This window comes from Bordetella pertussis 18323 (assembly GCF_000306945.1).
Lineage (GTDB): Bacteria > Pseudomonadota > Gammaproteobacteria > Burkholderiales > Burkholderiaceae_B > Bordetella > Bordetella pertussis.
Genome location: NC_018518.1, coordinates 620,210 through 644,810, shown reverse-complemented (window position 1 = coordinate 644,810; position 24,601 = coordinate 620,210). Strand labels below are relative to the sequence as shown.

At 67.6% G+C, this 24,601-nt stretch carries 25 protein-coding genes, 1 tRNA gene and 4 pseudogenes; 23 read left to right on the top strand and 7 right to left on the bottom strand.

What is annotated here, in order from left to right; genetic code table 11:
* Positions 1–67: 67 nt before the first annotated feature.
* Positions 68–1,114 (bottom strand): TRAP transporter substrate-binding protein, encoded by a 1,047-nt coding sequence (locus BN118_RS03100; protein ID WP_014905508.1) that lies wholly within the window; start codon positions 1,112–1,114, stop codon positions 68–70.
* Between the two features lie 177 nt (positions 1,115–1,291).
* On the opposite strand from BN118_RS03100, the pseudogene BN118_RS20660 reads away from it, so the two are divergent.
* The 6 genes and pseudogenes from BN118_RS20660 to BN118_RS03075 form a co-directional block, all read left to right on the top strand.
* Positions 1,292–1,336 (top strand): annotated as a pseudogene (locus tag BN118_RS20660) (hypothetical protein); the annotation flags it as partial.
* Positions 1,337–1,403: 67 nt separating this feature from the next.
* A complete protein-coding gene (locus BN118_RS03095; protein ID WP_227915034.1) occupies positions 1,404–2,165 on the top strand; it encodes a LysR substrate-binding domain-containing protein in 762 nt (253 codons plus the stop codon).
* Positions 2,166–2,270: 105 nt separating this feature from the next.
* Positions 2,271–3,221, top strand: coding sequence for an IS481-like element IS481 family transposase (locus tag BN118_RS03090; RefSeq protein WP_005013747.1), 951 nt, complete (start codon positions 2,271–2,273; stop codon positions 3,219–3,221).
* Between the two features lie 43 nt (positions 3,222–3,264).
* Entirely contained in the window at positions 3,265–4,059 is a 795-nt protein-coding gene (locus tag BN118_RS03085) for a GntR family transcriptional regulator (RefSeq protein ID WP_010931341.1), read from the top strand.
* Between the two features lie 106 nt (positions 4,060–4,165).
* Positions 4,166–4,256, top strand: a tRNA-Ser gene (locus tag BN118_RS03080).
* A gap of 172 nt (positions 4,257–4,428) precedes the next feature.
* Positions 4,429–4,836: a GFA family protein gene (locus tag BN118_RS03075; RefSeq protein WP_010929282.1), complete on the top strand. Its 408-nt coding sequence runs from the start codon at positions 4,429–4,431 to the stop codon at positions 4,834–4,836.
* 61 nt (positions 4,837–4,897) lie between these two features.
* Here the strand turns inward: BN118_RS03075 and fdx are convergent.
* Both fdx and BN118_RS03065 read right to left on the bottom strand, forming a co-directional pair.
* Positions 4,898–5,237: pseudogene (gene fdx / locus BN118_RS03070) on the bottom strand (ISC system 2Fe-2S type ferredoxin).
* A gap of 16 nt (positions 5,238–5,253) precedes the next feature.
* On the bottom strand, positions 5,254–5,526 hold the full coding sequence (locus BN118_RS03065) for a MerR family DNA-binding transcriptional regulator (RefSeq protein WP_010929281.1): 273 nt from the start codon (positions 5,524–5,526) through the stop codon (positions 5,254–5,256).
* A 169-nt stretch (positions 5,527–5,695) separates the two neighbouring features.
* Here BN118_RS03065 and BN118_RS19810 point away from each other — a divergent pair, with 169 nt between their 5' ends.
* The 10 genes and pseudogenes from BN118_RS19810 (at position 5,696) to BN118_RS21010 (ending at position 12,463) form a co-directional block, all read left to right on the top strand.
* Entirely contained in the window at positions 5,696–5,920 is a 225-nt protein-coding gene (locus tag BN118_RS19810) for a hypothetical protein (protein WP_124740609.1), read from the top strand.
* A 187-nt stretch (positions 5,921–6,107) separates the two neighbouring features.
* On the top strand, positions 6,108–6,962 hold the full coding sequence (locus tag BN118_RS03060) for an urease accessory protein UreD (RefSeq protein WP_003814832.1): 855 nt from the start codon (positions 6,108–6,110) through the stop codon (positions 6,960–6,962).
* A gap of 100 nt (positions 6,963–7,062) precedes the next feature.
* Positions 7,063–7,365, top strand: coding sequence for an urease subunit gamma (locus BN118_RS03055; RefSeq protein ID WP_010931340.1), 303 nt, complete (start codon positions 7,063–7,065; stop codon positions 7,363–7,365).
* Positions 7,366–7,409: 44 nt separating this feature from the next.
* Positions 7,410–8,027, top strand: a complete 618-nt coding sequence (locus BN118_RS03050) for a HupE/UreJ family protein (protein ID WP_003814828.1) — start codon at positions 7,410–7,412, stop codon at positions 8,025–8,027.
* A gap of 16 nt (positions 8,028–8,043) precedes the next feature.
* Positions 8,044–8,352: an urease subunit beta gene (locus BN118_RS03045; protein WP_010931338.1), complete on the top strand. Its 309-nt coding sequence runs from the start codon at positions 8,044–8,046 to the stop codon at positions 8,350–8,352.
* Positions 8,349–10,064 carry an urease subunit alpha gene (gene ureC, locus BN118_RS03040; protein WP_014905507.1) on the top strand — a complete coding sequence of 572 codons (1,716 nt, stop codon included), beginning with the start codon at positions 8,349–8,351 and terminating at the stop codon, positions 10,062–10,064. The genes BN118_RS03045 and ureC overlap by 4 nt, the downstream gene beginning before the upstream one ends.
* Positions 10,065–10,066: 2 nt before the next feature.
* Positions 10,067–10,684: an urease accessory protein UreE gene (gene ureE, locus BN118_RS03035; protein ID WP_014905506.1), complete on the top strand. Its 618-nt coding sequence runs from the start codon at positions 10,067–10,069 to the stop codon at positions 10,682–10,684.
* Positions 10,668–11,369: pseudogene (locus BN118_RS03030) on the top strand (urease accessory protein UreF). The gene ureE and the pseudogene BN118_RS03030 overlap by 17 nt, the downstream one beginning before the upstream one ends.
* A gap of 24 nt (positions 11,370–11,393) precedes the next feature.
* The gene (ureG, locus tag BN118_RS03025) at positions 11,394–12,038 is read left to right on the top strand and encodes an urease accessory protein UreG (protein WP_014905505.1); all 645 of its coding nucleotides are present in this window, start codon (positions 11,394–11,396) and stop codon (positions 12,036–12,038) included.
* A gap of 293 nt (positions 12,039–12,331) precedes the next feature.
* The gene (locus tag BN118_RS21010) at positions 12,332–12,463 is read left to right on the top strand and encodes a hypothetical protein (protein ID WP_023853312.1); all 132 of its coding nucleotides are present in this window, start codon (positions 12,332–12,334) and stop codon (positions 12,461–12,463) included.
* Here the strand turns inward: BN118_RS21010 and BN118_RS03020 are convergent.
* The gene (locus tag BN118_RS03020) at positions 12,443–13,393 is read right to left on the bottom strand and encodes an IS481-like element IS481 family transposase (RefSeq protein ID WP_010929956.1); all 951 of its coding nucleotides are present in this window, start codon (positions 13,391–13,393) and stop codon (positions 12,443–12,445) included. The genes BN118_RS21010 and BN118_RS03020 overlap by 21 nt on opposite strands.
* Before the next feature lie 98 nt (positions 13,394–13,491).
* Here BN118_RS03020 and BN118_RS03015 point away from each other — a divergent pair.
* The 3 genes and pseudogenes from BN118_RS03015 to BN118_RS03005 all read left to right on the top strand — a co-directional run.
* A pseudogene (locus BN118_RS03015) lies at positions 13,492–14,088 on the top strand (acyl-CoA dehydrogenase family protein); the annotation flags it as partial.
* Positions 14,089–14,123: 35 nt separating this feature from the next.
* Positions 14,124–15,104 (top strand): Bug family tripartite tricarboxylate transporter substrate binding protein, encoded by a 981-nt coding sequence (locus BN118_RS03010; protein WP_010929711.1) that lies wholly within the window; start codon positions 14,124–14,126, stop codon positions 15,102–15,104.
* A 13-nt stretch (positions 15,105–15,117) separates the two neighbouring features.
* Positions 15,118–16,242: a CaiB/BaiF CoA transferase family protein gene (locus BN118_RS03005; protein WP_010929710.1), complete on the top strand. Its 1,125-nt coding sequence runs from the start codon at positions 15,118–15,120 to the stop codon at positions 16,240–16,242.
* Positions 16,243–16,249: 7 nt separating this feature from the next.
* On the opposite strand, the gene ggt is transcribed toward BN118_RS03005, so the two are convergent.
* Positions 16,250–18,004 carry a gamma-glutamyltransferase gene (ggt, locus tag BN118_RS03000; RefSeq protein ID WP_014905504.1) on the bottom strand — a complete coding sequence of 585 codons (1,755 nt, stop codon included), beginning with the start codon at positions 18,002–18,004 and terminating at the stop codon, positions 16,250–16,252.
* 106 nt (positions 18,005–18,110) lie between these two features.
* On the opposite strand from ggt, the gene BN118_RS02995 reads away from it, so the two are divergent.
* Complete coding sequence (locus BN118_RS02995; protein WP_014905503.1) at positions 18,111–19,010, top strand: LysR family transcriptional regulator; 900 nt, start codon at positions 18,111–18,113, stop codon at positions 19,008–19,010.
* A 64-nt stretch (positions 19,011–19,074) separates the two neighbouring features.
* On the opposite strand, the gene BN118_RS02990 is transcribed toward BN118_RS02995, so the two are convergent.
* Positions 19,075–20,058 carry a tripartite tricarboxylate transporter substrate binding protein BugE gene (locus tag BN118_RS02990; RefSeq protein ID WP_003814324.1) on the bottom strand — a complete coding sequence of 328 codons (984 nt, stop codon included), beginning with the start codon at positions 20,056–20,058 and terminating at the stop codon, positions 19,075–19,077.
* 135 nt (positions 20,059–20,193) lie between these two features.
* Between BN118_RS02990 and BN118_RS02985 the strand changes: the two genes are divergently transcribed.
* Complete coding sequence (locus BN118_RS02985; protein WP_010929708.1) at positions 20,194–21,174, top strand: AEC family transporter; 981 nt, start codon at positions 20,194–20,196, stop codon at positions 21,172–21,174.
* A gap of 16 nt (positions 21,175–21,190) precedes the next feature.
* Here BN118_RS02985 and fumC read toward each other — a convergent pair whose 3' ends face one another.
* Entirely contained in the window at positions 21,191–22,582 is a 1,392-nt protein-coding gene (gene fumC / locus BN118_RS02980) for a class II fumarate hydratase (RefSeq protein ID WP_010929707.1), read from the bottom strand.
* Positions 22,583–22,733: 151 nt separating this feature from the next.
* Here fumC and BN118_RS02975 point away from each other — a divergent pair, with 151 nt between their 5' ends.
* The gene (locus tag BN118_RS02975) at positions 22,734–23,270 is read left to right on the top strand and encodes a bifunctional alanine racemase/tRNA (adenosine(37)-N6)-threonylcarbamoyltransferase complex ATPase subunit type 1 TsaE (RefSeq protein WP_010929706.1); all 537 of its coding nucleotides are present in this window, start codon (positions 22,734–22,736) and stop codon (positions 23,268–23,270) included.
* Positions 23,201–24,586, top strand: coding sequence for an N-acetylmuramoyl-L-alanine amidase (locus tag BN118_RS02970; RefSeq protein ID WP_019247543.1), 1,386 nt, complete (start codon positions 23,201–23,203; stop codon positions 24,584–24,586). The genes BN118_RS02975 and BN118_RS02970 overlap by 70 nt, the downstream gene beginning before the upstream one ends.
* The last annotated feature ends 15 nt before the right edge of the window (positions 24,587–24,601 follow it).

The following is a 24,601-nucleotide window of genomic DNA, read 5'->3' as shown; positions in this document are numbered from 1 at the left end:
TGGCGATTTCCAGTTTCTCAAATCCGGTTCGGATGAACCATGCATACAACCTATTGAATCTTCACAGCTAGCGCGCGATGCCGGCCGCCGCGCCGATGGTGCGGAACCAGTCGTCGCCGCAGGTCTTGGAGAACTTCGAGCAATCCTCGATCCACATCGGCACGATCGATGTCTTGAGCAGTTGCTTGACTTCGCGCACGTCGGCCTCGGTGGGCTCGACCAGCTGCATCTTGCCGGGCTTGCCGGTGCAGGGCTGCTTGCCGACGTTGCAGTTGATGCCGTCCTCGTGGCCCTTGCGGCTGATGTCCCACAGCGCGGTTTCGAGCTGCTTCATTTCGGCCGACAGGGCGGCCTGCTGGTCGGCCGACAGCTTTTCCCAGAAGGCGTTGCGCGCCACCTGCAGCACCACGCCGGCGCCGCCCAGCGGGATGGGGCTGAGCGAATGCGCGACCTCGAACCAGTCGTTGCTGTTGCCATACTGGCTGCCGGTGATGGCGCAGTCCACCACGCCCTGCATCAGGCCCTGGTAGACCTCGGGGCCGGCCAGGGTGGCGCCGGCGGCGTTCAGGTCGGCGACCATCTTGGCCGTGTAGGTGCCGCTGACGCGCACCTTCTTGCCCTTGAGATCGTCCAGCGTCTTGATGTCGCCCTTGCAGTACAGGATCTGGAACGGGAACGACCACGCCGTCAGCAGCTTGGCCTTGAAGCGGTCGTTGAGTTCCTTTTCGAGGATGGGGCGGTAGGCGTCCAGGTTCTTCTGCAGCTGGTCGAAGTCGAACGCCGCGCCGGGCAGGTCGGCGCCCATCAGCACCGGCGCGTCGCCGCCCACGAAGCTGATCTGGAACGACACCACGTCGAACGCGCCGCTTTGCAGCGTGCGCAGCGATTCGAAGCCCTTCAGGCCCAGCTCGTCGATGGTGCGGAAGTTGGCCGAGAACGCGCCGTTGCTGCGCTTGGGCAGGTCCTTCCAGAAGGGCCGTTCGACCTGCTGCGATTGCAGCTGGTTGCCGTACCAGCCCAGCACGCGCATCTTGACCTCGTCGGCGCACGCGACCGACGACATCCCCGCGGCCAAGACGAGCAGCGCGATGGACCGTTGCAGTATTGCCTTCATGATGAATCTCCCCCTGGGTGGCTGTATAGGTGTCATGGAGGCCCGAGGTCCTGCCGCCTCCTTGTTGCAGTTGAATTATGAATAGTCCGATGAAATAATCAATTATTAAATTTTTGATCATTTCTATAAACAGGACTTATAGTGAATCTGCGGCTGATCGAGATATTCCGGGCGGTGATGCAAAGCCACACCACGGTCGGCGCGGCCCGCGCCCTGCAGATTTCGCAGCCGGCGGTCAGCAGCGCGATACGCCAGCTGGAATCGCAAGTGGGGCACGCTGTTCGATCGCGTGGGCAATCGCCTGAGCGCGACCGAAGAGGCCAAGATCCTGTTCCGCGACTCGGAGTCGATCTTTCTGCTGTCCAAGGCCCTCAACCACACGGTCGAGGAACTCAAGAACGAGCGGCTGGGCCAGTTGCGCATCGTCGCCACGCCGCAGCTGGGGCATTCGGTGCTGCCGGCGGCCATCAATGACCTGCTCAAGCAGCGGCCCAAGGTGAAGGTGTTCTTCGACGTGCGCCGTTCGTACAACGTGGTCGAGATCATCGAGTCGCGCGCGGCCGACATCGGCTTTGCCATCGCGCTGGAGCCCGAGCTGGAGCAGAAGCTGCACATGCTGCCGGTGGCGCGCGTCCAGATGGTGTGCCTGGCGCCGGCCGACCATCCGCTGGCCCGGCGCAAGTCCGTCACGCCGCAGGACATCTCGCCGTATCCGTTGATCGGGCTGGAGCTGGGCTCGCGGCTCAGTCCGCTGGTGCTCAATGCCTTCAAGCAGGCCGGCACGCCTTACCGTACCGCGGTGGAGGTGTGCTATTCCGAGACGGCCTGCCTGCTGGCGCAGGCCGGCGTCGGCGTGACCGTGGTCGATCTGTTCTCGGCCATGGCCCAGGCCAGGCGCGGCGACGGGCTGAAGATCATCCCGTTCAAGCCGGCCATCGAGGTCGAGGCGTTCGCCGTCTCGGCCAAGAACCGCGTGCCGTCGCGGCTGGCGCTGCTGCTGGTCGAGGAAACGCAGAAATCCATCCGGCGCTTCCAGCCGCGCGCCGGCTGAGCGCTAGGTGTGAAGATTCAATAGGTTGTATGCATGGTTCATCCGAACCGGATTTGAGAAACTGGAAATCGCCAACCCCCCAGTTCACTCAAGGAGCCCGGCCGGATGAACACCCATAAGCATGCCCGATTGACCTTCCTACGTCGACTCGAAATGGTCCAGCAATTGATCGCCCATCAAGTTTGTGTGCCTGAAGCGGCCCGCGCCTATGGGGTCACCGCGCCGACTGTGCGCAAATGGCTGGGCCGCTTCCTGGCTCAGGGCCAGGCGGGCTTGGCCGATGCGTCCTCGCGCCCGACGGTCTCGCCCCGAGCGATTGCGCCGGCCAAGGCGCTGGCTATCGTGGAGCTGCGCCGCAAGCGGCTGACCCAAGCGCGCATCGCCCAGGCGCTGGGCGTGTCAGCCAGCACCGTCAGCCGCGTCCTGGCCCGCGCCGGTCTGTCGCACCTGGCCGACCTGGAGCCGGCCGAGCCGGTGGTGCGCTACGAGCATCAGGCCCCCGGCGATCTGCTGCACATCGACATCAAGAAGCTGGGACGTATCCAGCGCCCTGGCCACCGGGTCACGGGCAACCGACGCGATACCGTTGAGGGGGCCGGCTGGGACTTCGTCTTCGTGGCCATCGATGACCACGCCCGCGTGGCCTTCACCGACATCCACCCCGACGAGCGCTTCCCCAGCGCCGTCCAGTTCCTCAAGGACGCAGTGGCCTACTACCAGCGCCTGGGCGTGACCATCCAGCGCTTGCTCACCGACAATGGCTCGGCCTTTCGCAGCCGCGCCTTCGCCGCGCTGTGCCATGAGCTGGGCATCAAGCACCGCTTTACCCGACCTTACCGCCCACAGACCAATGGCAAGGCCGAACGCTTCATCCAGTCGGCCTTGCGTGAGTGGGCTTACGCTCACACCTACCAGAACTCCCAACACCGAGCCGATGCCATGAAATCCTGGCTACACCACTACAACTGGCATCGACCCCACCAAGGCATCGGGCGCGCTGTACCCATCTCCAGACTCAACCTGGACGAATACAACCTATTGACAGTTCACACCTAGTGATACGCTTATGAATCGTTTTCAGCATAAAGACTAGTTGACTATGCAACATGCGTCAAGCGCCGGGCGCCGACCCGCCGTGCCTGTCTATCTCAAGATCCGCAACGCCATTCGCGACGCGATCAGCAACGCCGCGTACGCGCCGGGCGACCTGCTGCCGTCGGAAACCGAGCTCGCCAAGCGCTACGCCACCACGCGCGCGACGGTGGTGCACGCGATCCAGCAACTGGTGTTCGAAGGCCTGGTCGAGCGCAAGCGCGGCGTGGGCAGCTTCGTCGCGCAGCCCAAGCTGTCGTCCACGGTGGACACGCACCGGGTGGCCTATTTCGAGCAGGATGCCTTCGCGCGCGATCTCACCTATGAGGTGATCGGCTACGGCAAGGCCGTGGTCGAAGACCACGTGCGCGATACGCTGCGGCTTGGGCGCGGCGAGCCGGTCTACCGGCTGCAGCGCCTGTGCCTGCTTTCGGGCAAGCCGATCGCCTTCGAGCTGCGCTACCTGCCCGCGCTGGTGGGCGCGCGGCTGACCGCCGAGATGCTGGCGCGGCGCTCGGTCCAGTCGCTGCTGGACGAGGAGGTCGGCATGCCGATCACGCGCTTTCTCAATGCGGTGCGCGTCGCGCTGGTGCCGGCGGCGGTGGCCAGGCACCTGCAGCTGGAGAAGGGCCGGCCGGTCATGGTGCGCACGCATACCTTCCTGGACGCGGCCGACACGCCGCTGCTGTGGGGCGAGACCCTGTACCGCGAGGAGTACCAGATCAACTACGTCCTGACGGCCATGCAAGCGCCCGACGAAGCCGTGGGCGGGCGACCGCGCAAGGGCGCCGGCCGCGCGTAGCGGCGCGGCCACACGAGCCGGGACAAGCCCGCCCGAATCCTGCTAGAATCGCAAATTCGCTTTTCCCGCGTGCCTTGCCGCGCGGGCAAGTCGCGAATCCAGATCAGGACAGGTGGCCGAGTGGTTGAAGGCGCACGCCTGGAAAGCGTGTATACGTGATAAGCGTATCGGGGGTTCGAATCCCCCTCTGTCCGCCAGAAATTTGTTCTACCGAAGCCGGTAGCGCCCCGGAAAGCCCGCATAAACTTCAGGTTTTGCGGGCTTTTCTCATCTGGACGCCCCGAAGGCCGCGAGCGCATGGCGCCGTTGCGGCAGCCGCCCCGCTGAAGACGCCGATGCCTGCATCGCCTTTTACCAACGGAGGAGCAAATGAAAGTCGAAGGTCGATGCCACTGTGGCGCGATTGCGTATGAAGCCGAGGTCGAGCCGGGCACCATTACGGTTTGCCATTGTGCCGATTGCCAGATGCAGTCGGGCTCTGTCTTTCGTGCAAACATTTCCGCGCCGGCGGATACGTTCGTGCTTCTGCAGGGAACGCCCAAAGAGTATTTGAAAATTGCCGCAAGCGGCGCCAGGCGCATGCATGCGTTTTGCGGCAATTGCGGCGGCCCGATCTATTCCTGCGCGGCGGAGAATCCGCAAAGCTATTCGCTGCGCGTCGGCGCGCTCGAGCAGCGCCATGCGTTGGGCAGGCCATTGCGGCAGATCTGGGCCAGGCGCCGGTTTTCCTGGTTGTCCTCGTTGGGCGACGTCGAGGAGTTCGACGGCCAGCCGTAGCTGAAGAACGCGTCAGCGAAGGCGGGCGCTATTGCATCGAGCCGTCACATCGCGCCACGCCCTAGCGTGTCTCCTTGGCGTGGTTGACCGTGTACTTGGGGATTTCGATGGTCAGGTCCTCGCCAGCCACGATAGCCTGGCAGCTCAGGCGCGAATGCGCCTCCAGCCCCCAGGCGCGGTCCAGCAAGGTCGTCCTCGCACTCCCTGGCCTCATCGAGGGAGTCGAAGCCCTCGCGCACGATGCAGTGGCAGGTCGTGCACGCGCAGCTCATGTCGCATGCGTGCTCAATCTCGATGCCATGGGCGAGCAAGGCCTCGGAAATCGAGGTGCCGGACGGCACCTCCAGCACGGCGCCGTCGGGCGCCAGGTCGGCGTGCGGAAGAACGGTGATCCTTGGCATATCGGGTTCCAGGTGTTCAATAGGACAGCGTGCGCTTGGCCAGGCGCTTGACGTCGGCGCTCTGGCGCGACTGGGGGTTCCACGGATTCAATAAATCGCCGCTCTCGGCCACCGAGCAGCCGAGGTCGCGGGTGCGGCGGATGAAATGCAGCTGGTGCATGTCGGCATGGCCATAGGCGCGGTGGTCCGACGCGGTGCGTTGCGCCGCGGCGATCAGGCCGATCTGCTCGCAGCAGCGGATCATCTTGGCCGAGACCTTGGACGCCTTGGATGCCTCACCGATGTTCATGGCAGTTTCCCTTTTCAATGGAAGGGAAGCCTGAGGCTTGCCATTGTGGGAAGGTCAAACGTCTTGCCGTCATCCGGAGACGCCCGAGGCAGTCTGCCGCGGTGGTGTGCGACCGCATCGCGTGCATGTTCGGCGCATATGGTGCAATCGGCGGATCCCCCAGGGTGGCATGACCCAGGGCGGGCGGCACGCGGTTGCGTCGGCCACGATTTATTATTCGGATGGTAATAAAGAAACAGCGGCGGAGCAGGAATTTCGAATAATCGATATTGCAAATAATGGCGTATTGCGCGCCATTGCAGGAAGTAGGCGGCATATATTGCGCAGATTCGCCTATCCGACTGAAAACAATGAGTTTTTGCCGGCCTTGGTAGGCCTGCGGGTGATGGAATGAATGCCCTGGGTATTGTGATACCATGCAACGGTTACGTCATTTTGCATGCTTGCGGGAATATATTCAAAGGTTATGGGGCCGTTGTTTTTTCAGGTTTTGCCTTGGATGAGTTCTTGCCTGTTTTCTGCATTAATGACCGAGCCCGCGGCGGCACAGCCTGCGGGCGCGGCTGGCGCGGACGGCTGCCATGTCTGAGACCCTGGATCAGTGGCGCGCGGGCTTGACGCTGGGCTTCGCGCCCGGCCACGCGGGCCGCACCGTGCTGCGCGAGCGCGCGCACTACGGGCCCATGCTGGTGCAGCGGGCGCTGTATCCGGAAGGGCCGCAAGTCTGCCACGTCGCCATTCTTCATCCCCCTTCGGGCATCGCGGGCGGGGACGCGCTCGAGATCCGCGTCGACGTGGCCGGCGGCGCCCGCGCGGCGCTTACCACGCCCGGCGCCACGCGCTGGTACAAGTCGAACGGCCGCCAGGCCTCGCAGGACGTGCATTTGCGCGTGGCAGCGGGAGGCCGGCTCGATTGGCTGCCCCTCGAGAGCATTTTCTTCGAAGAGGCCGATGCCCTGGCGCGCAATCGGATCCAGCTTGAGTCGGGCGCGGCCGCCATCGGCTGGGACCTGATCCAGCTCGGGCGGGTGAACCAGTCCGGCCATTGGAGCCAGGGCCGCCTGCATACCGCCACCGAGCTGTACGTGGACGGCCGGCTGCTGTGGGTGGACCAGGGGCTGGTCGGCGCGCAGGACGACGTCCGGCGCCAGGTCTCGGGCCTGGCGGGCTTTCCGGTCCATGCCGCGCTGTGGTCCTTCGGCCCCCGCCTGGACGCGGAGCAGAACGAGGAGCTGGCCGGCCTGATGCCCTGGAGCGACACGCTGCGCGGCGCGGCCACCACGATGCCGTACGACGCGACGCAGTCGCTGTGCCTGGTGCGCTGCCTGGGCGTGCACATGGAGGATGTCAGGGCCGTGATGACCGATGCCTGGGCCTATTTGCGCCCGCGCGTGCTCGATACGCCCGCCGTCGTGCCCCGGCTCTGGGCCACCTGATACGCCGCGCGAGGGGCCGCGGACCAGCCATGCGGCGCTCGCTCGCGCGCCGGCCGGGCATGAACCGCCCCTGGTATGCATACACAAAGGAAGAACCGCCATGGAACTGACTCCACGGGAAAAAGACAAGCTGCTCATTTTCACCGCGGCCCTGCTGGCCGAGCGCCGGCGCGCGCGCGGCCTGAAGCTGAACTATCCGGAGACGGTGGCGCTGATCACGGCCGCGTTGATGGAAGGCGCGCGCGACGGCAAGACGGTCGCCGAGCTCATGAGCGAAGGCACGCGGATCCTGGGGCGCGATGAGATCATGGAAGGGGTGCCGGAGATGATTTCCAACATCCAGGTGGAAGTCACGTTTCCCGATGGCACCAAGCTGATTACCGTCCACAACCCGGTTGTCTGAGCACCGGGTCGGGATTTTCGTCATTCATGAATTGGGAGATTCGCATGAAAGCAATGTCTAAGCGCGCGATGCTGGGCTCGGGTGCGGCCGCCCTGATGCTGTTCTCGGGCGCCGCCCTGGCGCATCCGGGCCATCTCGGCCACGAGCTGCCGGGCAGCATGTTCGCGGCGGGCTTCTGGCATCCGCTGACCGGGTTCGACCACCTGCTGGCGATGCTGGCGGTCGGCATGTGGAGCGCGCTGACGCACCATACGGCGCGCCAGGCGGTGTGGCTGCCGGTCATGTTTCTCGCGCTGCTGTTCGCCGGCGCGATGATGGGCATGGCCGGCGTGCGCCTGCCTGCCGTCGAGCCGGTCATCATGGTCTCGCTGCTGGTGCTGGGCCTGCTGGTGGCCAGCCGCAAGGCCGTGCAGGGCTGGGCGGGTTTCGCGCTGGTGGGGGGATTCGCCCTGTTCCACGGCCTGGCCCACGGGATGGAGCTGCCCGGCAGCGAAGGCGCGCTGGGCTTCGTGGCGGGTTTCATGCTCGCCACCCTGGGGCTGCACCTGGCCGGCCTGTTCGCGGGGTTTCGCCTCAAGCACTGGAACCTGTGGCTGTCGCGGGCGCTGGGCGTGGGCATCGCCGGTTACGGCGCGCTGCTGTTCGTCGGCGCTCGGGTCTGACCAGGGAGGTGTCATCATGATTCCGGGAGAAATACTGACCGAACCGGGCCAGATCGAGCTCAACGTGGGCCGGCCGACCTTGACGATCGCCGTGGTCAACGAGGACGACCGGCCGATCCAGGTGGGTTCGCACTATCACTTCGCCGAGGCGAACAACGCCCTGGTCTTCGACCGCGAGCTGGCAACCGGCTACCGGCTGAACATTCCGGCCGGCAACGCGGTGCGTTTCGAGCCGGGCATGCGCCGCACCGTCGAGCTGGTGGCGGTCGGCGGCGAGCGCCGCATCTTCGGTTTCCAGGGCAAGGTGATGGGGGCGCTGAAATGACCAGGATTTCGCGTTCGGCATATGCCGAGATTTACGGGCCGACCGTGGTCGGCGGCGTCGGCGACCGGGTGCGCCTGGCCGACACGCTGCTGCTGGCCGAGGTCGAGAAGGACCACACCATCTTCGGCGAGGAGGTGAAGTTCGGCGGCGGCAAGGTCATCCGCGACGGCATGGGGCAGAGCCAGCGCCTGGCCACCGATTGCGTCGACACGGTGATCACCAACGCGCTGATCATCGACGCGGTGACCGGCATCGTCAAGGCCGACATCGGCATCAAGGACGGGCTGATCAGCGGCATCGGCAAGGCGGGCAACCCGGACACCCAGCCGGGCGTGACCATCATCATCGGCGCTTCGACCGAGGTGGTGGCCGGCGAGGGGCTGATCGTGACGGCCGGCGCCATCGATACGCATATCCGCTTCATCTGTCCGCAGCAGATCGAGGAGGCCCTGGCCACCGGCACGACCACCATGATAGGCGGCGGCACCGGGCCGGCCACCGGATCGCTGGCCACCACCAGCACCTCGGGCCCCTGGCACATGGCCGCCATGCTGCAGGCGCTGGACGCCTTTCCGGTGAACGTGGGCCTGTTCGGCAAGGGCAGTTCGAGCTCGCACGGCGCGCTGCTGGAGCAGGTGCGGGCCGGCGCCATGGGCCTGAAGATCCACGAGGACTGGGCCAGCACGCCGGCTTCCATCGATACCTGCCTGAACGTGGCCGAGGAAACCGACATCCAGGTCGCGATCCACAGCGACACGCTCAACGAGTCGGGCTTCGTGGAGGACACGTTCGCCGCGTTCAAGGGCCGCACCATCCATTCCTTCCATACGGAAGGCGCCGGCGGCGGCCACGCGCCGGACATCATCCGGGCCGCCGGCATGCCCAACGTGCTGCCGGCCTCGACCAACCCGACCATGCCGTTCACGCGCAACACGATCGACGAGCACCTGGACATGGTCATGGTGTGCCATCACCTGGATCCATCCATCGCCGAGGACCTGGCTTTCGCCGAAAGCCGGATCCGGCGCGAGACCATCGCGGCCGAGGACATCCTGCACGACCTGGGGGCGTTCTCCATCATGAGCTCGGACTCGCAGGCCATGGGGCGCGTGGGCGAGATCGTCCTGCGCACCTGGCAGACCGCGCACAAGATGAAGCTGCAGCGCGGCCCGCTGCAAGGCGACAGCGAGCGCTCGGACAATGAGCGCATCAAGCGCTACATCGCCAAGTACACCATCAACCCGGCCGTGGCGCATGGCATCGCGCACCTGGTGGGCTCGGTGGAAGTGGGCAAGCTGGCCGACCTGGTGCTGTGGAAGCCCGCCTTTTTCGGCGTCAAGGTCAACATGGTGCTCAAGAGCGGCATGGCCGTCAGCGCCAGCATCGGCGACATGGGCGCCTCGATCTCGACGCCGCAGCCGGTGCAGATCCGCCCCATGTGGGGCAGCCACGGCAAGGCGCTGCGCACCTCGGTGGCCTTCGTCTCGCAGGTCAGCCTGAGCAATCCGGCGGTCAGCGAACTGGGGCTGAACAAGCGCCTGGAGGCGGTGCGCGGATGCCGCGGCGTGACCAAGCACGACATGGTGCGCAACAACTGGCTGCCGGCGATCTCGGTCGACCCGCAGACCTACCAAGTCTATGCCGATGGGCAATTGCTCAGATGCGAGGCGCTTGCCGAGCTGCCCATGGCGCAACGCTATTTCCTGTTCTGATCATGAAAATCGCCAACACTTTCATCAAACGCGGCGCCGCCGGCGGCCTGGACCTGAGCCAGGCGCCCGGCGTGACGCTGACCCTGGCCGAACGCCGCCGCAGCCGCCAGCGCCTGGACCTGGACGAGGGCCGCGGCGAGCTCGGCATGGCGATCGAACGCGGCCAGACCTTGCGCGACGGCGATGTCCTGGTTGCCGAGGACGGTACATACGTGGTGGTGCGGGCCGCGCTGGAAGACGTGGCCCGCGTGACGGCCGCCACGCCCTGGCAGCTGGCGCGGGCGGCCTATCACCTGGGCAACCGCCACGTGCTGCTGGAGATCGCCGAGCGGCATCTGCAGTTTGAGTACGACGCCGTGCTGATCGACATGCTGGCCCAGCTGGGCGGCGTGACCGCGACGCGCCTGCGCGCGGTGTTCGAGCCGGACGTGGGCGCCTACGGCGGCGGCCATCGCCATGGCCACGACGAGAGTTTCGGCGACGACTACGCGCTGGCGCAGGCGGCTTACCACGCACACGAGGCACACCCCCATGCGCACTTCCATGCCGGCGGACACGGCCACGTTCATTCCGGTCATGGCCACGGCGGCAAGCACGGCGAGCATGACGCCGAGTCTTGACGCCGGACAGCTGGCCGCGCTGTTGCATCTGTCTTCGCCGGCGCTGCCGATCGGCGGCTTCAGCTATTCGTAGGGCCTGGAGGCGGCCATCGAGCTGGGATTGGTGCACGACGAGGCCAGCACCCTGGCGTGGATAGAAAGCCAGCTCGTCACGGTGATGGCGCGCGCCGAGGCGCCGCTGTGGTGCCTGCTGTTCGAGGCCTGGCGCGCCGGCGACGACGCGGCGGCGCATGGCTGGAACCAGTGGTTCCACGCTTCGCGCGAGACCCGCGAGCTGCGCCAGGAAACCGAGCAGATGGGGCGCTCGCTGGCCAGACTGGCCCAGGAGCTCGGCTGGGGCACGGCGGCGACGAGGGCGGCCGTGGCGGCGCTGCGGCCGGCCACGCTGCCCGCCGTGCATGCCTGCGCCTGCGCGATGTGGGCGCTGCCGCGCGAGGCCGGGCTGGGCGCCTATGTATTTTCGTGGCTGGAGAACCAGGTGGCCGCGGCCATCAAGGGCGTGCCGCTCGGACAGATGGCGGGCCAGCGCATGCTCGAGCGGCTGCGCGCGGGGCTGCCGGCCGTGCTGGCCGACGCCCGGGCGCGCGCCGGCGCAACGCCGCCGCGGCTCGATACGTTCGCGCCGCAGTACGCCATGGTCTCGGCGCGCCATGAAACCCAGTTCTCCCGTCTTTTCCGTTCCTGACCTTGCCTGATTGGTGTAGACGCCATGCATGACATCTCTTCATTGACCACCCGTACCAAGGCCCTGCCACCCCTGCGCGTCGGCGTGGGCGGCCCGGTGGGGTCCGGCAAAACCACCTTGCTCGAAATGGTGTGCAAGGCGATGTACCCGCAGTTCGACCTGATCGCGATCACCAACGACATCTACACCAAGGAAGACCAGCGCCTGCTGACGCTGTCGGGGGCCTTGCCGCCCGAGCGCATCCTGGGGGTGGAGACCGGCGGCTGTCCGCACACGGCGATCCGCGAGGACGCATCCATCAACCTGATCGCCATCGACCAGATGCTGGAGCAGTTTCCCGATGCCGATATCGTGTTCGTCGAGTCCGGCGGCGACAACCTGGCCGCGACCTTCAGCCCCGAACTCTCGGACCTGACGCTTTACATCATCGACGTCGCCAGCGGAGAGAAGATTCCGCGCAAGGGCGGGCCTGGCATCACCAAGTCCGACCTGTTCATCATCAACAAGACGGACCTGGCGCCGTACGTGGGCGCGGACCTCGCGGTGATGGAGACCGATACCCGCCGCATGCGCGGCGACAAGCCCTTTGTGATGTGCAACCTGAAGACCGGCGATGGATTGGACCAGGTGATTGCCTTCCTGAAGACGGAAGGCTTGTTCCGCGGCTGAGCCTGCCGCGTCCCGTGCCGGCCGGACCGCTGTGCGCGTTCCGGCCGCGCCAGCCCTTGCTTGCCGAAGATTCCCGCGCACGCGCTTGCTCGGTGCGGGCCGGCGCGCCTGCCGTTATATATAGAGGACCATAGTTTTCGTCGGACGTAGCCGAAAAACGGCGGAAATTCATCCGGAAACTGGCTAAAAGGAAATATATGGTTTCAAAGTCGACGTAAAATCCCGCGTTGACTCTAGTTCTATATAGGACTATAGCTCTCTCCATGGCAGCTCGCTAACAAGGGTTTTGGGTCATGGAAAATCTGGGATATCCCGCTCGGCTGGAGCTCTATGTCGCCGGCCAGTGGCGCGGCGTCGAAGGCCGCCGGACGCAGGTCGTCGTCAACCCGTCGACGCAGCAGCCGCTAGGTGTGAACTGTCAATAGGTTGTATTTGTCCAGGTTGAGTCTGGAGATGGGTACAGCGCGCCCGATGCCTTGGTGGGGTCGATGCCAGTTGTAGTGGTGTAGCCAGGATTTCATGGCATCGGCTCGGTGTTGGGAGTTCTGGTAGGTGTGAGCGTAAGCCCACTCACGCAAGGCCGACTGGATGAAGCGTTCGGCCTTGCCATTGGTCTGTGGGCGGTAAGGTCGGGTAAAGCGGTGCTTGATGCCCAGCTCATGGCACAGCGCGGCGAAGGCGCGGCTGCGAAAGGCCGAGCCATTGTCGGTGAGCAAGCGCTGGATGGTCACGCCCAGGCGCTGGTAGTAGGCCACTGCGTCCTTGAGGAACTGGACGGCGCTGGGGAAGCGCTCGTCGGGGTGGATGTCGGTGAAGGCCACGCGGGCGTGGTCATCGATGGCCACGAAGACGAAGTCCCAGCCGGCCCCCTCAACGGTATCGCGTCGGTTGCCCGTGACCCGGTGGCCAGGGCGCTGGATACGTCCCAGCTTCTTGATGTCGATGTGCAGCAGATCGCCGGGGGCCTGATGCTCGTAGCGCACCACCGGCTCGGCCGGCTCCAGGTCGGCCAGGTGCGACAGACCGGCGCGGGCCAGGACGCGGCTGACGGTGCTGGCTGACACGCCCAGCGCCTGGGCGATGCGCGCTTGGGTCAGCCGCTTGCGGCGCAGCTCCACGATAGCCAGCGCCTTGGCCGGCGCAATCGCTCGGGGCGAGACCGTCGGGCGCGAGGACGCATCGGCCAAGCCCGCCTGGCCCTGAGCCAGGAAGCGGCCCAGCCATTTGCGCACAGTCGGCGCGGTGACCCCATAGGCGCGGGCCGCTTCAGGCACACAAACTTGATGGGCGATCAATTGCTGGACCATTTCGAGTCGACGTAGGAAGGTCAATCGGGCATGCTTATGGGTGTTCATCCGGCCGGGCTCCTTGAGTGAACTGGGGGGTTGGCGATTTCCAGTTTCTCAAATCCGGTTCGGATGAACCATGCATACAACCTATTGAATCTTCACAGCTAGCCGCCGCCGACCGCGGCGAGGGCGAGGCGGCGCTGCCGCGCATCCTCACGCCGCTGATCAAGTTCCGCGCCTGCCGCGACGCGCGCCAGGTGACCGGCGACGCGATGGAGGTCCGCGGCGGCTGCGGCTATATCGAAGAATGGGTCGAGCCGCGCCTGATGCGCGATGCGCATCTCGGCTCGATCTGGGAAGGCACCAGCAACATCGTGGCGCTGGACGTACTGCGCGCCATCCGCAAGGCCGACGCCCTGCCGGCGCTGCAGCGCCATGTGCAGGCCTTGCTGGCCGCCGGCGCGCCGTGCCCGCCCGAGCTGGCGCCGTCGAAGGCGCGCGCCTTCGACGGCGCCTATGCGCTGGCCGCGCACGCGGCCGCCCATGAACGCGACGACCTGGCGCGCCAGGCGGCCTCGGCCCTGTACCACGTCGTCGCCATCGCCGCGCTGCGCTGGGAAGCGGCGCGCGATCCCCGACTGGCCTCGCGCGCCGCGCTGGCCGACCTGGCGCTGCGCCACCGGCTCGCTCCCCGCGACCCTTGCGCGCTGCCCGCCGACGACGACGCGGCGTGCCGCGCCGTGCTGCAGACCGCGCTATAGCGGCGGTTCCCACATAACAACGACGGAGACATACCATGCAACAGCTGATTCGCAGCCTCGTCCTGGCCGCCGGCCTGGCCTTGCTGGGCGGCGCCGCCGCGCCGGCGCTGGCCGACTACCCCGACCGGCCAGTCACCCTGGTCGTTCCCTTCCCGCCCGGCGGCCCCACCGACGCCATGGCGCGCCGGCTGGCCGAAGGCCTGAAAACGCAACTCGACCAGACCGTGGTGGTGGAAAACCGCGGCGGCGCGGGCGGCAATATCGGCGCCGAACTGGTGGCCCACGCCAAGCCCGACGGCTATACGCTGCTGTTCGGCACCTCGGGCCCGCTGGCCATCAACATCAGCCTGTACAAGAAACAGAACTACGACCCGCGCACCAGCTTCGCGCCCATCGTGCGCATCGGCCACCTGCCCAACATCCTGGTGGTGCATCCCTCGGTGCCGGCCAACAACGTGCAGGAACTGATCGCCTACGCCAAGGCCAATCCCGACAAGCTGAGCTACGCGTCCTCGGGCAACGGCGCCTCCTCGCACCTGGCCGGCGTGCTGTTCAACCGCATGGCCGGCACGCGCATCCTGCACGTGTCCTACAAGGGCACCGGCCCGGCCCTGAACGACCTGCTGGGCGGGCAGGTTTCGATGTCGTTCACCGACATCCTTACCGCGTTGCCGCACATACAGGCCGGCAAGCTGAAGGCCATCGGCCTGGCCAGCGCGCAGCGCTCGCAGGCCCTGCCCGAGCTGCCCACGATTGCCGAACAGGGGCTGGCCGGCTACGACGTCAGCGTATTCTTCGGCATCGTGGCGCCCAAGGGCACGCCCGACGCCATCGTGCAGAAACTGAACGCCGCCTTCATCGCCGCGCTGGACGCGCCCGAAGTGCGCGACACGCTGCGCAAGCAAGGCATCGTGCCGGCGCCCGAGCGCACGCCGCAGGCCCTGGCCGGCTTCATCAACGAGGAAGTCGACAAGTGGGGCGAGCTGATCCGCGCCGCGCAGATTTCCCTGGACTAAAGGCGTATCCACCATGGCTGTTGCCGCATTGCCCCCCGGCGCCCTGCAAGGCTGCCGCGTCATCGACCTGTCGCGCGTGCTGGGCGGCCCGTACTGCACCCAGATCCTCGCCGACCACGGCGCCGACGTGCTGAAGATCGAACCGCCCGGCGGCGACGAGACGCGCGGCTGGGGGCCGCCGTTCTCCGGCCAGACCGCCTCCTACTTCATCGGCGTCAACCGCAACAAGCGTGGCATGGCGCTGGACCTGTCGCAGCCTGCCGGCCAGGAGCTGCTGCGCGGCCTGCTGGCCGACGCCGACGTGCTGGTGGAGAATTTCAAGCCCGGCACGCTGGAGAAGTGGGGGCTGGGCTACGACACGCTGAGCCAGGCCTTTCCGCGCCTGGTGCATTGCCGCGTCAGCGGCTTCGGCGCCGACGGCCCGCTGGGCGGCCTGCCGGGCTATGACGCCTGCGCCCAGGCCATGTGCGGGCTGATGAGCGTCAACGGCGAGGCCGACGGCCCGGCCACGCGGGTGGGCCTGCCGGTCGTGGACATGGTGACCGGCCTGAACGCGGCCGTCGCCGTGCTGCTGGCCCTGCAGGAGCGCCAGCGCAGCGGCCTGGGCCAGTTCCTGGACATCACGCTGTACGACTGCGCGCTGTCGCTGCTGCATCCGCACGCGCCGAACTACTTCTACAGCGGCCGGGTGCCCACGCGCACCGGCAACGCGCATCCGAACATCGCGCCGTATAAAACCCTGCCCACCGGCGCCGGGCCGATCTTCCTGGCGGTGGGCAACAACCGCCAGTTCGCGGCGCTGGCCGACGCGCTGGGCGCCCCGCAACTGGCGCAGGACGCGCGCTTTGCCAGCAACGCCGAGCGCCTGGCGCATCGCGACGCCCTGTGCGCCGCGCTGACCGAACTGCTGCGGCCGCACGAAGCGGCCTCGCTGGCCGAGCGCCTGCTGCGGCTGGGCGTGCCGGCCGCGGCCGTGCTGGACGTGGCGCAGGCGCTCGACCATCCGCACGCCCGCCACCGCGGCATGCTGCTGGAAGCCGGCGACTACCGGGGCATCGCCTCGCCCATCAAGCTGTCGCGCACCCCCGCGCGCCTGCGCAGCGTGCCGCCGGCCTTGCAGGAACCGGCCGGGGCCTGAACCGCCCTCAGTCGCCCAGCGCCAGGCCTTCGCGGCGCGGATCGGCGCCGCCGGCCAGGTCGTGCGGCCCGATCACGATGCCCTGGATTCCGCTGGGAAAATCGGTGATGCGCACCTCATGGCCCATGCGCCGCAGCGCCGGGGCCAGCGCTTCCAGCGCCGTGCCGCGCTCGAGCTCGGTTTCCTTGTTGCGGCTGCCCAGGTTGGGCAGCGCGATCGCCTGCTGCACGTCCAGCTTCCAATCGAGCACGCCGACCAGCGTCTTGGCCACGTAGTTGATGATGGCGCTGCCGCCGGGCGAACCCAGCGCCAGCACGGGCTTGCCGGCGCGAAACACGATCATGGGCGCCATCGAGCTGCGCGGCCGCTTGCCCGGCTCGACCCGGTTGGCGACCAGCCGCCCTTCCGGATCGCGGTAGGAGGACGAGAAGTCCGTCATCTCGTTGTTGAGCAGGAAACCGCGCACGAAGATCTTGCTGCCGAACGCGGCCTCGATGGTGGACGTCATGGAAACCACGTTGCCCGCGGCATCCACCGCCACCAGGTGGCTGGTCGAGGGCACCTCGATGGCGTCGTCGCGCGCGCGTTCGGCCAGCAGCCCCTGCGGATCGCCCGGCAGGGCCGTCTTCATGCTGCGGTCGGGGCGGATCAGCGCGCCGCGCTGGCGCAGGTAGGCGGGATCGAGCAGCGCCCGCACCGGAACATCGACAAAGGCCGGATCGGCCACGTAGAAGTCTCGGTCGGCGAAGGCCAGCCGCCCGGCCTCGGAAAAATAATGCACGGCCTCGACACTGCCGGGACGCATGCGCGCCAGCGGGTACTGTTCCAGTTCGCCCAGCATCTGCAGCACCGCCAGCGGGCCGCTGCTCGGCGGCGGCGCGCCGCACAGGCGGTAGCCCCGGTACAGGCCACACACAGGCTCGCGCACCACGGCCCGGTAGCCGGCCAAGTCGGCCTCGGCCAGGTCGCCCGGCGTGGGATGGGCACGCACCGCCGCCACGATGTCGCGCGCGATCGGCCCGCGGTAGAAGGCATCGGCCCCCTCGCGCGCGATGCTGCGCAGCGTGGCCGCGAACTCGGGATTCCGCAGCCGGTGGCCGACCGGCCAGGCCTGCCCGTCGGGGCCGTAGAAGTAGCGCGCCGCCGCGGGCTGCGCCGCCAGCGCCTTGTCGCCGGCGATGGACTCGTGCAGGCGCGGCGACACGGCGAACCCCTGCTCGGCCATCGCGATGGCCGGCTCGAACAGGGCCTGCCATGGCAGCTTGCCGTGCTGGCGATGCGCCAGCTCCAGGCCGCGCAACAGGCCCGGCGTGCCGACCGCGCGGCCGTTGTTGACCGATTCGGCATACGACAGCGGCTTGCCCTCGCGCAGGAAGCGGTCGGGCCGCGCAGCCGCGGGCGCGGTCTCGCGGCTGTCGTAGACGCGCAGCTCGCCGGCGCCGCGGTCGTAGTGCACCATGAAGGCGCCGCCGCCTATGCCCGAGGATTGCGGCTCGACCAGGTTCAGCACCAGTTGCGCGGCGATGATGGCGTCGGTGGCGCTGCCGCCGGCCCGCAGGATACGGTAGCCGGCCTCGCTGGCCAGCGGGTTGGCGGTGGCGATCATGTAGCGCTGGGCGTGCGCTTGCGCGCGCTCGCTGCGCGCGCTGGCGATCTCCGGATTGACGTCCTCGCGCGCCACGCCCGGCGCCTCGCGCGCCCAGGCCGGCGCCTGGCAAATGGCGGCGGCGCACAGCGCCGCCAACAGCGTCCGCAATGGCATGGTCTCCCCTCCTCAGGCTGGTCCAACGGCACATGATAAACAGGCTGTCCGGCAGCGGCGAACCCGCCTCGGCATAGAATCGCATTTTCCATCCCGGGTTTGAGCCATGCGCCTGCGCCACATCGAGATCTTCGAGGCCATCCGCTGTACCGGGTCGCTGACCGAGGCGGCGGCGGCCCTGCATATTTCTCAGCCCGCGGCCAGCAAGCTGCTGGCGCACGCCGAGGCCCAGCTCGGGTTCAAGCTGTTCGAGCGGGTCAAGGGGCGCCTGGTGGCCACGCGCGAAGCCGAAATCCTGGCGCCCGAGGTGGCGCGCCTGAACCAGGACCTCGGCAGCGTGCGCAGGCTGGCCGCCAGCCTGCGCGACCGCCCCCACGGCCACCTGCGGCTGGGCTGCGCGCCGGCTCTCGGCCTGGGCCTGCTGCCCGGCGTGGTGCGCGCCAGCCGCGACGCCCAGCCCGGCATCACCTTCGACATCCACACCCACCACAGCGCCGAGCTGGTGCAGGGCCTGCTGGCGCACGAGCTCGACCTGGCCATTACCTTCGACGCCAACAACCACCCCGGCCTGACGCGCACCAGCCTGGGCCATACCGAACTGGTGCACCTGAGCCGCCGCCCCGGCGCCGGCACGACGCGCCTGCAGGAACTCGGCGGCGAAACCCTCATCGTGCTCGACGCCCGCGATGCCTCGGGCTCGCTGCTGCAAATGGCGCTGGACGCGCAAGGGCTGGCCCCCCGCGTGGCAATCCAGGTACAGACCCACTACGTGGCCTGCGCGCTGGCCGAGGCCGGTTGCGGCGACGCCGTGGTCGACGCCATCACCGCGCGCGCCATGCTGCGTCCCGGCATGGCGCTGCGGCGCCTGGAGCCGGCGCTGCGCGTGCCCATCAGCGTCATGACCCGCAGCCAGGACGCGCTCTCGACCCTGCACCACGACTTCATCGAGCGCCTGCGCCAGGCCTGCTCGGTGCTGCAGGCGCAGCCCGCGCCGCAACCGGAATAAACAACGCGCGCAAGAAAAAAGCGCCCCGCGGGGCGCTTTCGGCGTGCACGGTGTCAGGCAGCCATCAGTCCAGCTTGATGTTCTGCTTCTTGACCACGTCCTGCGCCCAGTCGTACTGCTCCTTGATTTCCTTGGCGAACTCTTCGGGCGTGTTGCCCGACGGCGCCGAGCCCTGGTCGTCCAGGGCCTTGATGACCTTCGGGTCCTTCAGGGCCACCACGGCGGCATCGCGCAGCTTGTTCACGACATCCATCGGCGTGCCCTTGGGCGCCAGCAGGCCGTACCACACCGGCTGGTTCAGCACCGGGAAACCGGCATCGGCGAACGTGGGGACGTCCTTGATGGCGTCGATGCGGGTCGGCCACGCGATGGCCATGGCGCGCAGCTTGCCGGCCTGGATCTGCGGCATGGACGACGGCAGGTTGTCGAAGATCAGTTCGATCTGGCCGCCCACGGCATCGGCCACGGCCGGGCCCGAACCCTTGTAGGGCACGTGCACGATATCGGTGCCCGTGGCCATCTTGAACGACTCGCCCATCAGGTGCAGCACGCCGCAGGTGCCCGAGCTGCCATACGAGTACTTGCCGGGGTTCTTCTTGAGCTCTTCCAGGAAGCCCTTGAAATCCTTGGCGGGAAACTTGGGATTGACCGCCACGACGTTGGCCGTGTTGGCGAAGTTGGTGACCGGCTGGAAATCCTTGATCGGGTCGTACGGCAGGTCCTTGGGTCGGCAGGCCGGGTTGACGGCCATGGTCGACACGGTGGCGATCGACAGCGTGTAGCCGTCGGGCTCGGCCCGCGCGGCTTCGGACGCGCCGATGGCGCCGCCGGCGCCGCCCTTGTTTTCCACCACCATGGGCTGGCCCAGCTCCTGGCTCATGCGCTGCGTCACCAGGCGGGCGATGATGTCGGTCGAGCCGCCCGGGGCAAACGGAACGATCACGCGAATGGCCTTGCTGGGATAGGCATCGGCGGCCTGCGCGCCAGCGGCGGCGACAAGGCCGGTGGCCACGGCAATGGCCTGAACCAGGGTGCGTACTTTATTCATGAGTTTGTTTCCTCCAGGGATTTCGGCGCCGTGCGTAACGGGCCGGCTGTGCGGTGGGCGTACCGGTGTGCGGCGGCCTTTTTGAGTGTTGGCGCGCGCCTTCAAAGGATTGCTTATGGCCAAGGCGCTGCCAGAATGTCGGAGAATAGCAGCTTGCGCCGCGACGCGGAAGCGCCGCTCCTGTCAATTTTCCTTCCAGGTTCCATGTCGGTTGCCCTGCTGGTTTTGCCCGATTTCATGCTCGTCGCCCTGGGCTGGGCCCTGCGCCACAAACTGGGATTCTCCCGCGAATTCTTCGCCGGCACCGAGCGCATGGTGTATTTCGTGCTGTTCCCCGCGCTGCTGTTCCAGTCCATCCTGCGCACCCCCATCAGCGCCGGCCATGCCATGCAGCTGCTGCAGGCCACCGCGGCCCTGATGGCCTGCGGCGTGGCGCTGGCCTGGCTGGCCGGCCCCGTGCTCAGGCCCGCGCCGGTGGCGCTGGCCTCGGCGGCGCAATGCGGCTACCGCTTCAATACCTATATCGGCCTGGCCCTGGCCGCCAGCCTGGCCGGCGGCCCCGGCCAGACCATCATGGCGCTGATCGTGGGCTTTGCCGTGCCCATGGCCAATGTCGCCGCCGTGTACGGCCTGGCGCGCCACAGCGGCAACGGCCTGCTGCGCGAGCTGGCGCGCAACCCGCTGCTGGTCTCGACCCTGCTGAGCCTGGCCTGCAACCTCGCCGGGCTGAGCCTGCCCGGGCCCATCGACACCGTGATGGCGCGGCTGGGCGCGGCGGCCCTGGCGCTGGGCATCATGTGCGTGGGCGCCAGCCTCGCCTGGGAAGGCGGCAAGGGCCATGGCCGGCTGATCGGCTGGATGCTGGCGGTCAAGCTGGCCGCCATGCCGTCGGCGGCGCTGGGCATCGCCTGGGCGCTGGGGCTGCCGGCGCTGGAGACGCGCATGCTGGTGCTGTTTTCCGCCCTGCCCACCGCCTCGGCGGCGTATGTGCTGGCCATGCGCATGGGCGGCGACGGCCGCATGGTCGCGGTGCTGATCTCGCTGGGCACGCTGGCCTCGGCCGCGACCATCCCGCTCTGGCTGACCGCGGCCGCGGGGCTGGGCGCGCCCAACTGACGCGCCCGGCGCCGCTCTAGCGGCGCGCGTTGGTCATGTCGCCCGGCACCACCCACTCGGCGAACTGCGCCTCGGTCAGGTGCCCCAGCGCCAGCGCCGCCTCTTTCAGCGACAGGTTTTCCTTGTGCGCCTTCTTGGCGATCTGCGCGGCCTTGTCGTAGCCGATGTGCGGGTTGAGCGCAGTCACCAGCATCAGCGAACGCTCGACCAGCTCGGTGATGCGCTCGCGGTTGGGCTCGATGCCGGCCGCGCAGTGCTTGTCGAAGCTGACCATGCCGTCGGCCAGCAGGCGCACCGACTGCAGGAAATTGTGGATCACCAGCGGCTTGAAGACGTTCAGCTCGAAGTTGCCGCTGGCCCCGCCGACATTGATGGCCACGTCGTTGCCCATGACCTGCGCGGCCAGCATCGTGACGGCTTCGCACTGGGTCGGGTTGACCTTGCCCGGCATGATGGAGCTGCCCGGCTCGTTCTCGGGAATGCTGATTTCGCCCAGCCCCGAGCGCGGGCCGCTGGCCAGCCAGCGCACATCGTTGGCGATCTTCATCAGGCCGGCGGCCAGCGTCTTCAAGGCGCCGTGCGCGAACAGCAGCGCCTCGTGCGAAGCCAGCGCCTGGAACTTGTTGGGCGCCGACACGAACGCGCTGCCCGTGTCATGGGCCAGTTCGGCCGATACCTTGGCGCTGAACTGCGGATGCGCGTTCAGGCCGGTGCCCACCGCCGTGCCGCCGATGGCCAGCTGGTGCAGGCCGGCCAGCGTCGCGCGGATCTGCTGCTCGGCCAGGTCCAGCTGCGCCACGTAGCCGGAGATCTCCTGGCCCAGCGTCAACGGGGTGGCGTCCTGCAAATGGGTGCGACCGATCTTGACGATGTCGTAGAACGCCGCGCTCTTGGCGGCCAGCGTGCCGCGCAACGCCTTCAGGGCGGGCAGCACGCGGTGCTCGACCTCGACCGCGGCGGCCACGTGCATGGCGGTCGGAAAGGTATCGTTGGACGACTGGCCCCGGTTCACGTGGTCGTTGGGGTGCACCTTGCGGCCTTCGCCGCGCTCGCCGCCCAGCAGCTCGGAGGCGCGGTTGGCCAGCACCTCGTTCATGTTCATGTTGCTCTGCGTGCCCGAGCCGGTCTGCCAGACCGACAGCGGAAACTCGTCGGGCCACTTGCCGGCGATCACCTCATCGGCGGCCCGCATGATGGCGTCTGCGACCTGCGGATCCAGCTCGCCCAGCTCGGCGTTGACCTTGGCGGCGGCGCGCTTCAGGCGTGCCATGGCGGCGACCAGCGGCACCGGCATCTTCTCGGTCGAGATCGCGAAGAAATGCAGCGAGCGCTGGGTCTGCGCGCCCCACAGGTGCTGCTCGGGCACCTCGATCGGGCCGAAAGTGTCTTTTTCGGTGCGGGTTTTCATGGCGGTACAGCTCCGTTTGCGGCGAATTGGTCGGGTTGCCGGACGCATCCGGCAACAGGTGAACGAGAATCAATCCTGTCGGCAAGCGTAGCAGAAAGCACGCTTCCTATAATCCGCTCCACGCCTTGCGTTTTACCACTCGAGACCCGCCATGTCCGCCCCACCGACCACCCTCTGCCTGCACCTGCCCGACGAAGCCGCCACCGAAAACCTGGCGCGCCAGCTTGCGCCGCTGGTCGACGGGCGGCGCGGCGGCCAGCCGGGGGGACAGATCCACCTGCAAGGCGACCTGGGCGCCGGCAAGACGGCCTTCACGCGCGCACTGTTGCGTGAATGCGGCATCCAGGGCCGGATCAAGAGTCCCAGCTACGCGCTGCTTGAATCCTATAAAGTTTCTAACTTATACTTCTATCACCTTGATTTTTATAGGTTTAGCGATTCGCGCGAATGGCTGGACGCCGGTTTCCGAGATTTACTGCGTGACGACGCGGTAGTTTTGATCGAATGGCCGGAGCGCGCGGCAGGCTTGCTGCCCCCTCCGGACCTGCTGATCTCCCTGGCTTACGCGGACCAGGGACGGGACGCCAGCCTGACCGCCCATACCGCCCGAGGACAAACATGGTTGAACGCGATTGTCCCCCCGCCCACGGCGCGCTCTCTCCCCGCGCCGCCGCCCGCCGACGCCTGATCAGCGTCGCCGCGACCCTGCTCGTCCTCCCTGTCGTTCCCCGCCTGGCGCATGCGGCCACCATCCTGGCCGTGCGCACCTGGCCGGCCGATGAGTACACGCGCGTCACGCTCGAGCTCGACAGCGAGCTCAAGGCGGAACACTTCACGCTGGAGAACCCCCACCGCCTGGTGGTCGACATCGAAGGCCTGTCGGTCAATGCCGCCCTCAACGACCTCGTGTCCAAGGTGCGGCACGACGACCCGTACATCCAGGGCCTGCGCGTGGCGCAGAACCGGCCCAACGTGGTGCGCCTGGTATTCGACCTCAAGCAGTCGGTGGCGCCCCAGGTGTTCACCCTCAAGCCGGTGGCCGACTACCAGTACCGCCTGGTGCTGGACCTGTACCCGAAGGTGGCGCAGGACCCGCTGATGGCGATCCTGAACAAGCAGTCCGGGCCCGATGTCGACGACCCGCTGGCGCGCGTGCTCGACGAGATCGCGCGCAACCAGCCCGCGCCCGACCAGCCGGCCGCGCCGCTGGCCCGCGGCCAGGAGCCGGCGCCCGCGCTGCCCGCCCCGCCCATCAAGCCGCTTCCCGCGCCCGGCCGCTCGGCCAGCCGCAAGCGCATGCTGACCATCGCGCTCGATCCCGGACATGGCGGCGAGGACCCCGGCGCCATCGGCCGCTCGGGCCTGCGCGAGAAGGACGTGGTGCTGCGCATCGCGCGGCGGCTGAAGACCCTGATCGACGCCCAGCCGTACATGCGCGCCTATCTGACGCGCGACGACGATTACTTCGTGCCGCTGCACGTGCGCGTGCAGAAGGCGCGGCGCGTGCGCGCCGACCTGTTCGTGTCCATCCACGCCGACGCCTTCATCAAGCCCACGGCCAACGGCTCGTCGGTGTTCGCGCTGTCCGAACGCGGCGCATCCAGCACGCAGGCGCGCTGGCTGGCCGACAAGGAGAACGCGGCCGACCTGATCGGCGGCGTCAACCTCGGCAGCCACGACCGCCAGGTGGCCAAGGTGCTGCTGGACCTGTCCACCACGGCGCAGATCAACGATTCGCTCAAGGTCGGCAGCGCCTTCCTGGACGAGATCAAGAAGATCAACCGGCTGCACAAGAACCGGGTCGAGCAGGCGGGCTTCGCGGTACTGAAGGCGCCCGATATCCCGTCCATCCTGGTCGAGACGGCCTTCATCAGCAATCCGAAGGAAGAAGCCCTGCTGCGCAGCGCGGCGCACCAGGAAAAGCTGGCGCAGGCCATGATGACCGGCATCGACCGCTACTTCACCGCCAACCCGCCGCTGGCGCGCGTAGGCGACGTGAGCTGAGCCAGGGCGCCTGCC

What these genes read in the sequence shown, in the direction of transcription:
- BN118_RS03100 (WP_014905508.1), bottom strand. Translation starts at nt 1,114, where the DNA reads ATGAAGGCAATACTGCAACGGTCCATCGCGCTGCTCGTCTTGGCCGCG.
- BN118_RS03090 (WP_005013747.1), top strand. Translation starts at nt 2,271, where the DNA reads ATGAACACCCATAAGCATGCCCGATTGACCTTCCTACGTCGACTCGAA.
- BN118_RS03085 (WP_010931341.1), top strand. Translation starts at nt 3,265, where the DNA reads ATGCAACATGCGTCAAGCGCCGGGCGCCGACCCGCCGTGCCTGTCTAT.
- BN118_RS03075 (WP_010929282.1), top strand. Translation starts at nt 4,429, where the DNA reads ATGAAAGTCGAAGGTCGATGCCACTGTGGCGCGATTGCGTATGAAGCC.
- BN118_RS03065 (WP_010929281.1), bottom strand. Translation starts at nt 5,526, where the DNA reads ATGAACATCGGTGAGGCATCCAAGGCGTCCAAGGTCTCGGCCAAGATG.
- BN118_RS19810 (WP_124740609.1), top strand. Translation starts at nt 5,696, where the DNA reads ATGACCCAGGGCGGGCGGCACGCGGTTGCGTCGGCCACGATTTATTAT.
- BN118_RS03060 (WP_003814832.1), top strand. Translation starts at nt 6,108, where the DNA reads ATGTCTGAGACCCTGGATCAGTGGCGCGCGGGCTTGACGCTGGGCTTC.
- BN118_RS03055 (WP_010931340.1), top strand. Translation starts at nt 7,063, where the DNA reads ATGGAACTGACTCCACGGGAAAAAGACAAGCTGCTCATTTTCACCGCG.
- BN118_RS03050 (WP_003814828.1), top strand. Translation starts at nt 7,410, where the DNA reads ATGAAAGCAATGTCTAAGCGCGCGATGCTGGGCTCGGGTGCGGCCGCC.
- BN118_RS03045 (WP_010931338.1), top strand. Translation starts at nt 8,044, where the DNA reads ATGATTCCGGGAGAAATACTGACCGAACCGGGCCAGATCGAGCTCAAC.
- ureC (WP_014905507.1), top strand. Translation starts at nt 8,349, where the DNA reads ATGACCAGGATTTCGCGTTCGGCATATGCCGAGATTTACGGGCCGACC.
- ureE (WP_014905506.1), top strand. Translation starts at nt 10,067, where the DNA reads ATGAAAATCGCCAACACTTTCATCAAACGCGGCGCCGCCGGCGGCCTG.
- ureG (WP_014905505.1), top strand. Translation starts at nt 11,394, where the DNA reads ATGCATGACATCTCTTCATTGACCACCCGTACCAAGGCCCTGCCACCC.
- BN118_RS21010 (WP_023853312.1), top strand. Translation starts at nt 12,332, where the DNA reads ATGGAAAATCTGGGATATCCCGCTCGGCTGGAGCTCTATGTCGCCGGC.
- BN118_RS03020 (WP_010929956.1), bottom strand. Translation starts at nt 13,393, where the DNA reads ATGAACACCCATAAGCATGCCCGATTGACCTTCCTACGTCGACTCGAA.
- BN118_RS03010 (WP_010929711.1), top strand. Translation starts at nt 14,124, where the DNA reads ATGCAACAGCTGATTCGCAGCCTCGTCCTGGCCGCCGGCCTGGCCTTG.
- BN118_RS03005 (WP_010929710.1), top strand. Translation starts at nt 15,118, where the DNA reads ATGGCTGTTGCCGCATTGCCCCCCGGCGCCCTGCAAGGCTGCCGCGTC.
- ggt (WP_014905504.1), bottom strand. Translation starts at nt 18,004, where the DNA reads ATGCCATTGCGGACGCTGTTGGCGGCGCTGTGCGCCGCCGCCATTTGC.
- BN118_RS02995 (WP_014905503.1), top strand. Translation starts at nt 18,111, where the DNA reads ATGCGCCTGCGCCACATCGAGATCTTCGAGGCCATCCGCTGTACCGGG.
- BN118_RS02990 (WP_003814324.1), bottom strand. Translation starts at nt 20,058, where the DNA reads ATGAATAAAGTACGCACCCTGGTTCAGGCCATTGCCGTGGCCACCGGC.
- BN118_RS02985 (WP_010929708.1), top strand. Translation starts at nt 20,194, where the DNA reads ATGTCGGAGAATAGCAGCTTGCGCCGCGACGCGGAAGCGCCGCTCCTG.
- fumC (WP_010929707.1), bottom strand. Translation starts at nt 22,582, where the DNA reads ATGAAAACCCGCACCGAAAAAGACACTTTCGGCCCGATCGAGGTGCCC.
- BN118_RS02975 (WP_010929706.1), top strand. Translation starts at nt 22,734, where the DNA reads ATGTCCGCCCCACCGACCACCCTCTGCCTGCACCTGCCCGACGAAGCC.
- BN118_RS02970 (WP_019247543.1), top strand. Translation starts at nt 23,201, where the DNA reads ATGGTTGAACGCGATTGTCCCCCCGCCCACGGCGCGCTCTCTCCCCGC.